This window comes from Bacillus sp. FJAT-27445 (assembly GCF_001510665.1).
In the GTDB taxonomy this organism is placed as follows: Bacteria; Bacillota; Bacilli; order Bacillales; family Cytobacillaceae; genus Bacillus_D.
Genome location: NZ_LMTI01000004.1, coordinates 55,942 through 70,434 on the forward strand (window position 1 = coordinate 55,942; position 14,493 = coordinate 70,434).

The following is a 14,493-nucleotide window of genomic DNA, read 5'->3' on the forward strand; positions in this document are numbered from 1 at the left end:
GCTCTTGCTACTTGATTAACCACGGTAAACCATATCGGTTTGTAATATAAGGTAAACACTACTTCATCAATAAATAACTGCGATCACCATCCAAGCCATGTTGAGTGTGTAACACAATTGATACTAAAATAAATACGAATAATCACAAAAGTGCCTGTAACTAACCTTTCCTGTCGAATTTTCGACAAATATCGGGGAGTGACAGGCACTTTCTTAACATGCAAGGAGCCGTTCCCGCTCCTTCTCCAGCAATCCTGTCCAAACAGCAGAAAAACCTTGACTAATGATTGCTAGTGCTGATTTTCTTTGTCGCGTTGGCTCAGCTCACCTGACCTCTTATTTAGCGTGACTTAAGGGCATTTCCCACGGTTATTCTTGTTTCCGGTTTCGTTCCTGTCGGCACCGGCAAACGACAGCGTTTTGACAGAGGTAGCGGCTCTGACCCTATTGGGATTTATCCTATTATTTGTGACTTTAATAAAACTTTTTTGTAAAAAGAAATCAAGTTTTATTATTAAGACTTTTAAGTTGGTTTCAAACTCATCACAAATGTGATGAAATCATTACTTTATTTGAAATTTTAGTTGAAAAGGTAATTTTTATGTGCTATATTTTGTCTAGAAGGAATTTCCAACGGAGTGAAGAGCATGCAGAATGAATTTAAAAAGAAAAGTATTAGAGGGGGAGTGATTGCGGATTTATTATTTCCGCTTGAAACAATTCGTGATAATACAACTACCATAATAAATGAAGTTCAAGGGTTTGGTGTTAAAGACACAGACAATCGACTGTTATTAATGAAGTTTAGGGTTAGCGCCTATAATATTTTCTTTAATTATGTTGAGTATCTGTTTAAAACCAAAAAGTTTCAAAACAAGAAATTTCGCAATAAAACGTTTAAGGGCTCTAAAATAGTAAAGTTAATGTCACTATTAAGGCTTAGAATTGATGAATGTGAGTTCCATGAAAAATTCTTTGGTGAGTATAATACAAATATTTCCGATTTATATGCGGAACAAAAGAAAGCATTTCAAGAAATATGGGATTTCCTTCAAAAGTATCTTGTTGAAAATTTTGATGAAGCCTGCGATTTTTTTGATTCTTTTTTAGGCAATATTTTTAATGAGGAGGAAAATATTAATGAATAACTTTGAAGAGCAATATGATAAAAATGGGGTAAAACTCACTGGAAAGAAATTATTATTAAGACAGGCCAAACTAGCTGGCGGTAAAGAAGAATATGATCAATATAGAAGGGAAGAAGGTCAGAGGGAATTATGGGCTGAAGTTCGACCTACCCTTGAACGTTTACAAAAAACAATGGATCTACTTGTTGAGGAAAAATCCTTAAATGAAAACAAGCCAGTTTTACGTAGAATCAAATAACATATCTAATTTTAGGGGGAGACCAATGAACCGCAAAGAAAGGTTTTTAAGTTATATTTTAGAAAACGAAGTGCATGAACTTGAATTGTCTTTCGGAAATAATACAGGAATTATCCAACTCGGTATGTTGACGGATTATGAAAAGCTAGCCTTAAAAGAGGAAGGGCTGCCATGCTTGAATGATTTTGATTTTTATCGGATCTTGGATTCTAATTCTATTGAAGAGCAAGATATCAGAAATCTACAGAAAATACTTAACCACAATCATCTTTCCTACCAATGGAATTACGGTGAAACTTTTATTTTTAATCATCCGGTCAAAGAAGTGTGGTAGTCAGTATAAATATTAATTATTGTCTAATTTGAGAGGCTGTTGAAGAAGTTCAGTAGCCTTTTTCTTTTGAAATTTTTCAGAGAAAACTGTAAATTCACCAGCACCCCATGTGTTGCCACATACAATCCGCACATGTGGAGTGTGTGTCGCAGCTCATGTCTCATGTTGAAATTGTAATATAAATACTAGTAGGCTCGGTTTTCGGTATAATAAATATATCCGTTTTCCGAGTCTATTTTTGGCTCTATCCATGCTCTCCAAAAGTTATTGATGAAGTAGTTTTTGCATTTAATAACTCAGACTTTCATTTTAAGGGGAACTTAACATGAATAAACTGACTAAAGACCAAGAATTATATGTCATAGATTTAAATAAATTATTAAACCGATTTATTTTGCATTCTAAAAAATTTGTAGAATGGTCTGCTTTTTCTTACGGTGCTGCGGACTTGTTGCAGAAACGTGAACCTAATAATAAATTCACTTACGACCATGAGTATTTTAATTTTACTAAGAGTACTAAAACATTAATTAGCATTCGTAGTTTGTTAAAAATGGGTCATAATGAGGATGTTCTAATTCTTGTCAGAAGCATCTTTGAGAATTATTTAAGCAGTAGATATTTAAATGAAAATGAGGAACATTTCAACGAATTAACTTTGGTTAATATAAAATTATTTTTTAAGGAATACATATATGATTCCACAGCTAATGTTGTTAAAGATCGTAAAGGTAACCTTATTGTGGAGAGATTGAATCCAAGTAATTTTAAACTAGGAGATGATAAAAAATACTTTAGTGTTTTTTATGATTTACTATCATCTGTAGGGCATAGTAATTTTGGAATTAGTAATTTTTATAAAGATAGCAGTTTAGGGTTTACCATATATAAAAATAATTATCCAGTTGTTACTCGATTTTTTGTGGTATTTGTATATACGAAGCTCTTTGAGCATATTGTTACAGTCCAGGGCGAAGATTTTTATGATTTTAGAGAAGAAAAGCTTTGTTATAAGCTAGTGATAGACTCCCTAATATATCAGGAGAATTTATTAATTCAATTAATAGAAGCAATCACAAAGGATATAGCTAATTACCCAACAAAAGAGAAATATTTTAATGTGAAGATGAAAGAAATGTTTAAGGCTATGCGTAAATCTTTGCGAGAAGAGCTAGGAAGTGTAAAAAAGGATTTTCTTATTTCTTTGTAATAAGCGTTTTACAGTTAACTCATCAACCATGGTCTTTCTTCTTTTTTAAACGGTTAGTTAATAAGTCAAGAATGTTTTACTCAAAACCTGTTGCTATTAAAATTTACTAGAAGACAACTCATCTTTAGGAAAGAGAGTTGTCTTTTCTTATATACACCACCAAAACTTTCTTTTAAAGACACTTACATAATATGGATTTTGGTATAATTGTAGTAAAATACTATAAAATGTGTGGTGGGAAAAATTGAATAAAAAATTACAGGTGTTTGTTTCTTCAACCTATTTAGATTTAAAAAATGAAAGACAAAAAGCGGTCGAAGGAATCCTTAGGTCAAAGCATATACCTGCTGGGATGGAATTATTTATTCCTAGTGATAAAACTCAATGGGAAATCATTAAAGAATGGATTAGAGATTCAGATTTATTATTATTAATTTTAGGCGGTAGGTACGGTTCTGTTGAGCCGGAAGGCGGAAAAAGTTATACACATCTTGAGTTTGAGTATGCTTTATCTAATAATATTCCTGTGTTTGCCATTGTATTAAATGATCAGTTCCTAGCAAATAAAAAAAGTAAGAATATTGAGTTGAAGATATATGAGCACGAAGTCGAAAATCCTTCTATTGAAAAATATAAGGAATTTAAAAAGTTAGTAACTTCCAATTTGGTTAGTATTGTGGAAGATATTAATCAAATAGCTACCGAAGTTTCATTAGCACTTCAAGAATTCATTAGAAAAGATGAACTTGAGTACCATTTTAGAGGATGGGTAAGGGGGGAAGAAAAACGTACTTTAGTGGAGTTAAGTATTGATTATAATGTTAAAAAATATTTAGAGGACAAAAATAGAGAGGGACTAGTTAAAGTAACATTAGATAATTATATGATGCATCTTCGTATTTTTAAGGATTACTTCAACCATTTATCAATAAAAAAAATAAATACTGAGAACATCAAAGATTTCCTTAAGTATAGAGAGAATAATTACTCTGTCACTTCAAAAAGTTCAATGGAAGTTATTAGAGGTATTTTGAAAGGTTTTTTTGACTGGTTAGTCCAAGAAAAAATTATAAATAGTAATCCGGTAAATAAGATACCACCATACAGGTATAGTATAAAAGGGAATAAAGGGTTAAAAAATATAGAACTTCAACAATTAAGAAAATCTTGCAGTACACCAAGAGAGAGGGCAATAATAGAAATTTTTCTATCAACAGGTTGTCGGCTCTCCGAGTTAATAGAAATGCAAATAAATCAAATTGATTGGGAAACTAAAACTATTCATATAAATTCAGGGGTTCGTAGCAGATATGTTCTAATGACACCAAAAGCAGAAAAGTATCTTTCGTATTATTTAAAGACACGTCAAGATGATGTTAGTTATCTACTTATTACAGAAAGAAGACCTTTTCGTCAGATGGGGGCAAGAAATGTAGGACGTGAAATTGATAATATTGCGGCTAGGGCGAACATATTAAGAAAAATTTCTCCAAAAACTCTGAGAGAAACCTTTGCTTCTATTTTGATGGAAAAAGGTATTCCGTTTAACGTCATACAAGCCCTGTTAGGATATACAACTAGCAGTTCAGAAACTTACTTCAAAATTACAAATAAAAACATCTGGGATGTTTTAAAGACACGGCCTGATTTTTAGATAGATGTAAACTCACCAGCACCCCATGTGTTGCCACATACACTCTGTTTTTAAACCAAGAAAATTCCGTAATTAAGTAATCCATTTCAGCATGTGAACTTTCAATTTGCTTTTCATACTCCTCTTTCATTTTATCCAGCTTTTTATTGTTGTTATCGAATAAATTGATAATCCAAGGCTACATTTTTCCATTTTTGAAGTTAATTGCATAAATCGCATAAGTAAATGGAATCTCATTTAAGGTTTTTGCGGCCATATACAATCGTATGACAATAGAGGCATCTATTTAGCCCTTAAATTTCACCAGCATCCCATGTGTTCCCGCATACACTAAACACATGTTGAGTGCGTCTCGCAGATAGTTTAAAAAGTGTAGCCCTTTTCGTAGTTCTCCTGGTCATAAAAAACATTTGGAATGGATATGGGAGAAAAGGGTCTAAAACAGAATCAAACCAAATGCACCAGACCAAAGGTAAACAGGTCCCAGCCTGCAGACTTTCGGTCCTTTTGTTTGAAAAAACGGAGATTGGCGGGGAGAAGAGTGGGAAAAAGGCCCGATTCATTAAAGGATTCAGGCAAGAAAGATGTTCACATCTATTGTACTTAACCTTGAGAACTGCCGAAAGTATATACATTAAAGTGATTCCATCCTTTGGGATCAAAAGCGAGCAGTGCCTGTCACTGTTCGCTTATTTTCTATATTTAATAAGAATTATAAAAAGTAAATTGTAGTTTGAATGGGATCTTTTAGTTATAGTGCTAAAAAACAAACGATAGTAGGAGGAAAAAGTAAGAGATTTATCGAAATATGTAATGTTAAACATTAGAAATTTATAGGAAGATTATCCTAGTACTTTAGGATAGGGTCTTTTCGAAAGGAAGTCATTGTATTGAGCAACACAGAAAAGAGTAATTCATTAGAGTTAATTTTAACAAATGCATTAAAAGTGCCAGGAGTTAAGATTAATCGGACGGAGTTCCTGTCAAAAACATTAGCAGACCATGTAGATTACAATGAGCTTGTAGTTGTATTGGAAAAGGGGCCAATTGAAGCTGGAGTAAACATTAATACACTAGATAAATTGGCTAAATCTCTAATAGAGAAAAGAACTCTTCAAAGTACGGGGGCATCATTTGCGGCTGGACTACCTGGAGGATTGGCAATGGCAGCTACTATTCCAGCAGATACTCTTCAATTTTATGGAGTTTCCTTGCGTTTAGCTCAAGAATTAGCCTACCTATTCGGGTATAAGGATTTGTGGGAAGATGATCAAGTTGATGCAGACAGAGTAAGAGGAGAACTTACTTTATTTTTAGGAGTTATGTTCGGTGTTGGGGGTACTGCTTCAGCATTAAAGGTAATGTCTTCAAAAGTAGCGCAACAGGTGTTAAAAAAACTCCCACAGAAAGCATTAATGAAAACAATCTATTACCCGATCATTAAAAAGGTAGCCGCCACTGCAGGAGTAAAGGTTACGAAAAAAACGTTCGCCCAAGGTGTATCAAAGGCCATTCCCTTATTGGGTGGTGTTATTTCTGGCGGTTTAACCTATGCTTCAATGAAACCAATGGGGACCCGATTAAGAACGACTTTATATGAGTCGGTAAATAATTATTCCAAGGATGATTTAGACAGTGATTTACAAAATATAAAAAGAGAAATGCCTGATTTTATTGATGCAGAGTTTACGGATGTAGAAGAAGACCTCTCAAATTATAATGAGGAGATTAAGGAACACAAGGTGGTTTTTAGTGCTGCTGATGAAATATTAAAGTATAAACAATTGTTAGATTTAGGAATCTTAACCCAGGAAGAATTTAATAGAAAGAAAGAAGAATTATTATTCAATTCTACTCTATAGCTTTGGGGGTAAGTTATTCTATGCCTTAGGTATTGCAGGCTACTGACTACGAATTGTACCCTCTCCTGTAAACATGAATCTTTATTAGACTCGTGTACAGAGGAAGTGGTACAAGCGTACTTGCTTTAGTGTAAAGCGGAACTTGATGGCGCTGCTGTTTAATACCTGGATCTCTTCACCTTGCCATTAGCCAGTTTGGCGCATACAGTTTGTCCGCATGCTTTTTGTAAGAAGGTAAAACTAATTTATGCATGACAACAGTGTATGAAAGGATTCCTACACTAGTCGTCATGCATCTTTTGTTTTTGGAGTGTGCCAGGCACCCTTTATAATCTGATGTGGCATGTTTGAGAAAAAAAGAAATAAAAGGATATCGTTCCGAGACCTTAAAATTAGCCCTTTGTTCCTTTTAAGCGCAGCCTTTCATAGCAACGCGTACGATGTGGTACGATAGTAAAAAACAGACAGAAGTGAGGAACTATGCAGGAGCAAACAAAATGGAACAATGAGCTAGAACAAAAAGGGTACATCGATGACGAGGTAGAAATCCTCGCTTACATAATGGAGCATGATCAAACACTGAACGCAAAGGAAATTGCCCGGCTGCTCGTCATGGCTGGCAAATCCCGCATCCAAAAAGACAAAAGGGACAGACTTGGAATCGTCTGGATGAAGCGGGCTGCCGAGCTTGACCCAGCTAATCTTGAAGCACAGGGATTTTTGAACCAATCCACCTGGCGGACGGCGGCACCATTTCTGGACTCGTTGGATTTTCCACCTATCAGGGAAACGGATAATCGGACGACAAAGAAGAAAATCGCTGAGGAATATTTAATGATTTGCCGTAATTTCCTTGAACAGGCTGATGATCAGCTTGATCAACTGGATAACTCGCTCCAAGGCGCGGTGGACCCAATACAGGCAAAGCTCTATAACTTGATGCTGGATTCAATCAAATCAACGAGCGAACTTTTAAAAGCTGCCGAAGAATACGAACAATCGATTACAGGAGTTTTCCACACAGCGGCATATATGGAAGAATTGTCCGCTAGGCTTGAACAGGTAGAGGCAATAAAGAAAGAATGGGCCATCCAATTTGCTGAAGCGTCAGAACAAGAAAATGAAGCTAACGTAAATGCGATCGATGAATTAAATCAGATGATCGGCCTTGAAACTGTGAAAGGCCGCGTCAAGGATTATTATCAGTACCTTAAGTTTCAAAAAAAGCGTAAGGACATGGGCTTCCAGATGAAAGATGAGCTTAGCCTGAATTTTGTCATAACCGGGAACCCTGGTACGGGAAAAACCACCCTGTCCAGGCTTTTAGCTAAAATTTTTCATGAGCTTGGCTTTTTACCAAGGGAAGAAGTTATAGAAACAAATAGATCACAGCTGGTAGGATCATACGTTGGCCAAACGGAGGAAAATGTCCGTAACATTGTCAGTAAGGCTGTTGGAGGAGTATTGTTCATTGATGAAGCCTATAGCCTTAAACGGGAAGGCCAAACCGGCAATGATTATGGGCAAGCTGCAATTGATACACTCGTTTCATTGATGACCGGAGAGGAATTTGGCGGAAAGTTCGCAGTTATCCTGGCCGGTTATCCTGAAGAAATGAGGAGTTTCCTTGATGCGAATCCGGGCCTTCGGAGCCGATTTCCCCAATCAAACCAAATTTTCCTACGTGACTATACAAATAAGGAACTTGTTACAATAGCTGAGAAAATTTCCGAGGACAATGACTATCTATTAACAAGATCGGCAAAGAACGCATTAGAGGAACGGCTTGAACGTGAAAGGGTAGACGAAACATTTGGTAACGCAAGAACTGTTCATAACCTCGTTCTTGAGGCAATTTTTCGAAAGGGAGCAGCGAAAGATGACAATGTGTTAGACATTTTTCGTTTTTCTATTCTAGATGGAAATGACTTCAGGCTGCCAGTTCAGGAAAACCGCAACCGGCCTCTTGAAAAGCTCGACCGCCTAATCGGATTGCATTCCTTAAAGGATGAAATGAAAACCCAGGCTGCCTTCGTCAAGTTTCAGCAAATGAGAAGGGACAGCGGCCTGCCCACGGTTCCCGTACAGCTGCATTCAGTATTTACGGGGAACCCCGGTACAGGAAAGACAACGGTAGCAAAAATATATGCGGAAATTTTAAAAGAAAACGGCTTTCTAAAACGCGGCCATTTGGTGATTGCCAGCAGAGCGGACCTTGTCGCCAGCTATGTCGGCCAAACAGCCGAGAAAACGAGAAAGAAAGTCCGCGATGCACTCGGAGGGGTCCTGTTCATTGATGAAGCCTATTCATTGCTTAGCACATCTGGAGGGGACTTCGGCAAGGAGGCTATTGAAACACTAGTAGATGAAATGACGAGGCATAATGAAAATCTCGTTATTGTCCTTGCTGGATACCCGAAACAGATGGATGCACTTCTGGAATTTAACCCTGGGTTAAGGTCCCGCTTTAAAAAATTCTTCCATTTTCCTGATTACAATACAGAGGAACTCCTTGAAATTATGATTAATTATGCAAAAACTTATAAATACAGGCTTTCCGGGAACGCTGAGGACTATATACTTGATTCTCTCAAGGGTAAGCAGGTTTCGGGAAATGGCAGGTTTGCGGCGAATCTAATTGAAGAGGCGATCCAGGCACAGTCATTGAGGCTCTCCTTGATGGAGGATATTGCTTTAGCCGATGCCGATGCGCTATCAAAGCTTGAATTGGCTGATATAGAGAAAGCTTTGCAGAAAATACGAAATGGGGAAAAAGAAAGCAAAGACAAGAGTTAAGCAAATCGGAATTTGGAGTCTGATGTACGGCAACGCTTGGGAAGATGTTGAGAAAATAATTTTATGCAAAAATAAATTATTATTTTCCAATAATTAAGTGAATTACTTTGGACGATACAATTGAAAAGTATATTAAAATGGATTAAGGTAAAAAAGATTTTACTTATGAGTTGTTAAATAGTTATTCTATAATGAAAAGTGAAGAAAAGATAGAAATGGAGGAAGAGTATGAGTAATCAAATTAAAGTAGGAATTGTAGGCTATGGTAATCTTGGCAGAGGAACGATTGAAGCAATCAAGCAATGTTCAGATATGGAGCTTGTGGCTATTTTTACAAGAAGAGCACCTGAAGATCTTTCAATAAATGAACCAAATGTAGAGGTTTTGCATATTTCGAGTGCAGAGGAATATAAGGACAAAATTGATGTGATGATCTTATGTGGAGGTTCAGCAACAGATCTTCCTGAACAAGGTCCATATTTTGCTAAAATGTTTAACACAATCGATAGTTATGATACACATGCAAAGATACCTGATTATTTTAGTGCTGTTAATCAAGCGGCTAAAGAAAGTGGAAAGACCAGCATTATTTCTGTTGGCTGGGATCCTGGTCTATTTTCACTGAATCGTTTAATGTCTGAAGCCATTTTACCGAATGGTGAAACTTACACCTTCTGGGGAAAAGGACTTAGCCAAGGACATTCAGACGCGATTCGCAGAGTAGAGGGTGTTGTAGGTGGTGTTCAGTATACAGTACCGATTGATGAAGCGATTGAGAAGGTTAAAAGTGGAGTAAATCCTGAATTATCTACAGGTGAAAAACACCGTCGTGTTTGTTACGTTGTAGCACAAGAAGGATATGACCAGGCAAAAATAGAACACGAAATTAAAACAATGCCTAACTACTTTGCTGATTATGATACAGAAGTAAACTTTATCACAGCAGAAGAATTAAAAGAAAATCATTCAAAACTTCCACATGGAGGATTTGTCATTCGAAGCGGGAAATCAGGAAAAGACAATAAACAAATTATCGAATTTTCGCTTAACTTAGAGAGTAACCCTGAATTTACGGCTAGTGTACTAGTAGCATATGCAAGAGCAGCTTATCGTTTAAATAAAGAAGGACAAGCTGGTGCAAAAACTGTTTTTGATGTTGCACCTGGTTATCTGTCTCCAAAATCCGCGGAGGATTTGAGAAGAGACCTCTTATAATAGAGGTTCCTGTCCCCAAGTATGTCAATGATTTAATGCTTCGGGGGCAGGCACGTGAATATAGATTGATTCTGTTAATGATAAAAACTCACCAACACCCCATGTGTTGCCACATACATCCAATGCACGTGGAGTGTGTCTCGAAGTGAGAACTAAAAAAATATTAGCAAGATTTACATAAAAAGAGTTCATTAGTGAACTCTTTTTATGTTTGGAAATAGATACAAATAACTACCTGAAAGATAAAGACAGAAAGCCATTGAATTTCATCAAAAACATTTGGGGAAAAATAGATTTGATAAGCTGTAAAAGGACTTGTTAAAGAAGGATAGTTTTCAAGTAATTGAAGAGCACCCAGCATAGCGATGCCGTATTCAATAGTATAGAAAGGAACCTGGAAATAATGAAGGTTGTCTGCCCAGCTCATCCCAACTTCCTTCTCAAACCCAGAAGCGACTAATATACAAACTGCTAGGAATGCTAGTGCAACAAAATGTTTTTGTTTGCATTTTCATACAGAAGGTTAATGAATTAGTCCAGGATGGATGATATTATGGATATATGTGGACACGTATATGTTTTAGCATTCTATTAAAATGAAAAACCTCTATATATCCTTCAGGGATAAGTTCGCCTTGTCATCGGCTTAAATTTTCTGAAATTTCAATAAAGTGGTTCTTTGAGATGAATTCTAAGCAAATTAAATTTAACTTAAAGCAAAGTATAGAGATAAGTAGGTGACCTAATGATTAAAAGGATGGCAGTTTTACTACTAGTGTGTATTTTCTTGACGTCCTGTATAGAACCTTCCATTTCAAAAAGTAAAGAAAGAACCTTTGATAAACCAATCGGAAATGTGAATCTTAAAGGTACAAGCTTCGAGAATTTACTGTTGCCTTCCAATTACAATATTAGAAAATTTGAGGGTACCACACTGAATTTCATCGTAGAAAATAATTTATATGCAAATATACTTTCTCATGAAAATGAGGAATTTTCAAAACTCACTGGAATTAATATAAAAATTAAAGCAGTAGATTTCGATACATTAATTCAAAAGATTAATTTAGATTTTATTGGAAAGTCTGGAAAGTATCAGCTGGTTTACGTAGATCCCTATCAGACATTAAATCGTTTTTATGATTACATAGAGGTATTGAATCCCTATATTAACAATAAAAATTTGCCTCAAGCTGAAGGCTTTCCTGATGACTTTTTTGAAAGCCAGACAACTGTAAGCTCCTATTTTAAGGACGACAAGAATTTATATACAGTGCCATTTGATAGTACGACAATGATTTTGTATTATCGAAAAGATATTTTTGACAAGTATCGGTATCGTTTTATGAAAGAAAAAGGGTATGATTGGACCCCTGGAAACAGCCAATTCACTTGGACAAGATATTACGAAGTGGCAAAATGGATTGGTGAAAATGTGCCTAATGAAGAAGTGAGATATGGCAGCGGGTTAATGGCAGAGCAGCATAACTCTATTTTTTGTGAATTCTCAAATATATTGGCTTCCTATGGTGGAGATTATTTTTCTGATGAAAAAATCAATACGTTAGGATTAAAAAATTTTAATAAAATAAATGTACTCGATAAAAATTTTACAGAAGCCCTAGATATGTATAAAAAAATTGCCAGTGTCTCAGCGCCACAAAGTGTAAACTGGAATTGGACAGATTTGGCCAGGGAATTTCGTAATGGCCAGGTTGCGATGATGGCTAACTGGGATGAAAATTATACCTATGTAGAAGATCAAAAAAATTCAAAGGTAGCTGGTAAAGTAGGCTATGCCATACTGCCTTATGGTGACACTAGGAGCGCAAATATTTATGGTGGTTCGGGAATAGGGATAAATAAGTATGCTACCGATGATGAAAAGCAAGCTGCCTGGCTATATATTGTTTGGGCCACTTCTAAAGATATGCAACTTAATGTTCTAAATCATCCTGAAGGCGGTAGTGTACCTACCAGAAAGTCAGCATATCAAGAAGCGCAATTAAATAAACTCAATCGGAATTCAGAGACTTTTACTAATAAAGATGTCATGTTAAAGCATATGGATGCGGTGTTTAATGCATGGAGAGCTGAAAACATATATTTAAGACCTAAACTATCAAACTTCTATGATGTTGAGAAAATACTTATCCGTAATTTGCATAATATGATTGAGTTTGATTTGGACAGCCGCGAAACTGGACAGAAGATTTATAAAGAATTAGAGAATATTAATAGATGATAGTAAACCGGAGGAAGGGCAACTTGAATAACTATAATATATTCAGCTCCTTACGCGTCAAACTTGGCATCATTGCCATATTTTTAATTGCAATTCCTGTTATTGCAATATCGGTTACCTACTCCAGAACAGTGAAAGAAATCATAAAAAACAAATATACAGAAACAGCGGTACAATCGGTATATGAAACTGGTGAGAAAACCAATATGATTTTGGAGAATATTCAAGAATTCTCTACTGTTATTATCTCAGATAGTGAATTTTTGGATATGCTGAATGATAATACTGAATATAAAGGTGAGGAATTTAACAGAAAATTAAGAGGCTTTATTACCTCAAGAAACGATATAGAAGTGATTAATTTTTATTTGAATGGTAGATATTACTCTGTGGGTGCAAAAAAGGTTAATAATATCGAAGCGTTAAGCCCCAACATAAGAATGTCTTCCGGAGAACCCCTTTGGTTGCCTACGAAAAGTGAAGAAATAGAAATTTTGTCAGGTAATTTTAGTAAGAATTATTTTACACTAGCCAGAAAAATAGTTGATTTGAATACTTTGAAGGAATATGGCTATTTGCTGATTGATCTCGAAGAAGTAATATTGGAACAAGCCTATTCAGGTCTAATAGATCATAATAATGTTGAGATAATCATATGCGATAATCGAGGAAACATCATCAGCCATTCGGACAAGAAGAGGATAGGGAGCTCTATTAAAGATGAACCCTTTGCAAATAAGGTATTATCCGATCAAAGCGGGCATAACTATGTGCAGTATAAAACTGAAAAAGACAACAAGGTTGCCATCTATTCAACAATTGAGAATAATAATTGGAAAATTATAAAGACCATTTCTACAGACTATCTCTATGAAGAAATCAATCGAATGCAAACATACCTGATGGTAGGTGGACTGATATATACTTTGGTGATTATTTCGTATATCCTGTTTTTCTCCTTTAGATATACTGAGCCAATGATGAAAATGATGGGGGTTATTAAAAGGGTAGAACAGGGGGATTTAACAGCTAGAACGGAGGTTCATTCCAATGATGAAGTAGGTCAGCTGGGCCATAGCCTAAACAATATGATTGCCCAAATGCAGGTATTAATTGACCAACTGATACGGGAAGAGCAAGAAAAGAGGGAAGTAGAACTTGAAGCTTTGCATGCTCAGATTAATCCACACTTTTTATATAATACCTTAAATACAATTAAATGGATGGCCAAGATCCAGGGTAATACAAGTATCAGCACAGCTATAACTGCTCTTGTAAAGCTTCTTAGAATTAGTATAAATCTAGGCCAGGATATGATCACGCTAAAAGAAGAAGTCGAATACGTCATGAACTATATTGTGATTCAAAAACTTCGTTTCGGTAAAGCTATAAATATTTTCTATCATATTGATGAAAGTTGTACAAATCTTCGTGTACCCAAATTAATCCTCCAGCCCATTGTAGAAAATTCAATCATACATGGGATGGAAGATGAGAGGCTTGAATTAAATATTTGGGTGAATGCCTATAAACAGGAGAATCGTTTGTTTATAGAGATTACTGATAATGGTCCGGGAATTCCCGAGGCTGTTTTGAAGGGCATTATGACCGAGCCATCCAATAAGAACCGCTTCAGCAAGGTAGGGTTAAATAATGTTAATCAAAGGATAAAGCTTTATTTTGGCAGTGATTTTGGTTTGAATATAGAAACCGAGCAGGGAAGTGGGACAAAAACGATTGTAACTCTGCCAATAAATCCTCCTGAGTAACAGTTATGATGGAAGGGTAGGT

11 protein-coding genes are annotated in these 14,493 nt (G+C 35.8%); 10 read left to right on the top strand and 1 reads right to left on the bottom strand.

The genetic code is table 11. From position 1 onward, the window contains the following. The first annotated feature begins 647 nt into the window (after positions 1 to 647). The 8 genes from AR337_RS12170 to AR337_RS12210 all read left to right on the top strand — a co-directional run bounded on the left by AR337_RS12170 (position 648) and on the right by AR337_RS12210 (position 10,457). Complete coding sequence (locus AR337_RS12170; RefSeq protein ID WP_059172300.1) at positions 648 to 1,148, top strand: hypothetical protein; 501 nt, start codon at positions 648 to 650, stop codon at positions 1,146 to 1,148. Further along, on the top strand, positions 1,141 to 1,386 hold the full coding sequence (locus AR337_RS12175; protein ID WP_059172301.1) for a hypothetical protein: 246 nt from the start codon (positions 1,141 to 1,143) through the stop codon (positions 1,384 to 1,386). Before AR337_RS12170 ends, AR337_RS12175 begins: the two co-directional genes overlap by 8 nt. Positions 1,387 to 1,411: 25 nt before the next feature. Then, positions 1,412 to 1,720 (top strand): hypothetical protein, encoded by a 309-nt coding sequence (locus AR337_RS12180; RefSeq protein WP_059172302.1) that lies wholly within the window; start codon positions 1,412 to 1,414, stop codon positions 1,718 to 1,720. Between the two features lie 325 nt (positions 1,721 to 2,045). Then, positions 2,046 to 2,930, top strand: coding sequence for a DUF5677 domain-containing protein (locus AR337_RS12185; RefSeq protein ID WP_059172303.1), 885 nt, complete (start codon positions 2,046 to 2,048; stop codon positions 2,928 to 2,930). Between the two features lie 244 nt (positions 2,931 to 3,174). Continuing rightward, positions 3,175 to 4,584 carry a DUF4062 domain-containing protein gene (locus AR337_RS22745; RefSeq protein WP_082686956.1) on the top strand — a complete coding sequence of 470 codons (1,410 nt, stop codon included), beginning with the start codon at positions 3,175 to 3,177 and terminating at the stop codon, positions 4,582 to 4,584. 890 nt (positions 4,585 to 5,474) lie between these two features. After that, on the top strand, positions 5,475 to 6,446 hold the full coding sequence (locus tag AR337_RS23775; protein WP_253701669.1) for an SHOCT domain-containing protein: 972 nt from the start codon (positions 5,475 to 5,477) through the stop codon (positions 6,444 to 6,446). Between the two features lie 480 nt (positions 6,447 to 6,926). After that, the gene (locus AR337_RS12205) at positions 6,927 to 9,242 is read left to right on the top strand and encodes an AAA family ATPase (protein WP_059172305.1); all 2,316 of its coding nucleotides are present in this window, start codon (positions 6,927 to 6,929) and stop codon (positions 9,240 to 9,242) included. Positions 9,243 to 9,470: 228 nt separating this feature from the next. Next, a complete protein-coding gene (locus AR337_RS12210) occupies positions 9,471 to 10,457 on the top strand; it encodes a diaminopimelate dehydrogenase (RefSeq protein ID WP_059172306.1) in 987 nt (328 codons plus the stop codon). A 205-nt stretch (positions 10,458 to 10,662) separates the two neighbouring features. Here AR337_RS12210 and AR337_RS12215 read toward each other — a convergent pair whose 3' ends face one another. Beyond that, positions 10,663 to 10,884 carry a hypothetical protein gene (locus AR337_RS12215; protein ID WP_059172307.1) on the bottom strand — a complete coding sequence of 74 codons (222 nt, stop codon included), beginning with the start codon at positions 10,882 to 10,884 and terminating at the stop codon, positions 10,663 to 10,665. 318 nt (positions 10,885 to 11,202) lie between these two features. Between AR337_RS12215 and AR337_RS12220 the strand changes: the two genes are divergently transcribed. Continuing rightward, a complete protein-coding gene (locus tag AR337_RS12220) occupies positions 11,203 to 12,702 on the top strand; it encodes an extracellular solute-binding protein (RefSeq protein WP_059172308.1) in 1,500 nt (499 codons plus the stop codon). Between the two features lie 23 nt (positions 12,703 to 12,725). Beyond that, entirely contained in the window at positions 12,726 to 14,471 is a 1,746-nt protein-coding gene (locus AR337_RS12225; RefSeq protein WP_059172309.1) for a sensor histidine kinase, read from the top strand. Positions 14,472 to 14,493 lie beyond the last annotated feature (22 nt).

Excerpts from the sequence above, each read along its gene's own strand:
- AR337_RS12170 (WP_059172300.1), top strand. The coding sequence starts at position 648 with ATGCAGAATGAATTTAAAAAGAAAAGTATTAGAGGGGGAGTGATTGCG.
- AR337_RS12175 (WP_059172301.1), top strand. The coding sequence starts at position 1,141 with ATGAATAACTTTGAAGAGCAATATGATAAAAATGGGGTAAAACTCACT.
- AR337_RS12180 (WP_059172302.1), top strand. The coding sequence starts at position 1,412 with ATGAACCGCAAAGAAAGGTTTTTAAGTTATATTTTAGAAAACGAAGTG.
- AR337_RS12185 (WP_059172303.1), top strand. The coding sequence starts at position 2,046 with ATGAATAAACTGACTAAAGACCAAGAATTATATGTCATAGATTTAAAT.
- AR337_RS12205 (WP_059172305.1), top strand. The coding sequence starts at position 6,927 with ATGCAGGAGCAAACAAAATGGAACAATGAGCTAGAACAAAAAGGGTAC.
- AR337_RS12210 (WP_059172306.1), top strand. The coding sequence starts at position 9,471 with ATGAGTAATCAAATTAAAGTAGGAATTGTAGGCTATGGTAATCTTGGC.
- AR337_RS12215 (WP_059172307.1), bottom strand. The coding sequence starts at position 10,884 with ATGAGCTGGGCAGACAACCTTCATTATTTCCAGGTTCCTTTCTATACT.
- AR337_RS12220 (WP_059172308.1), top strand. The coding sequence starts at position 11,203 with ATGATTAAAAGGATGGCAGTTTTACTACTAGTGTGTATTTTCTTGACG.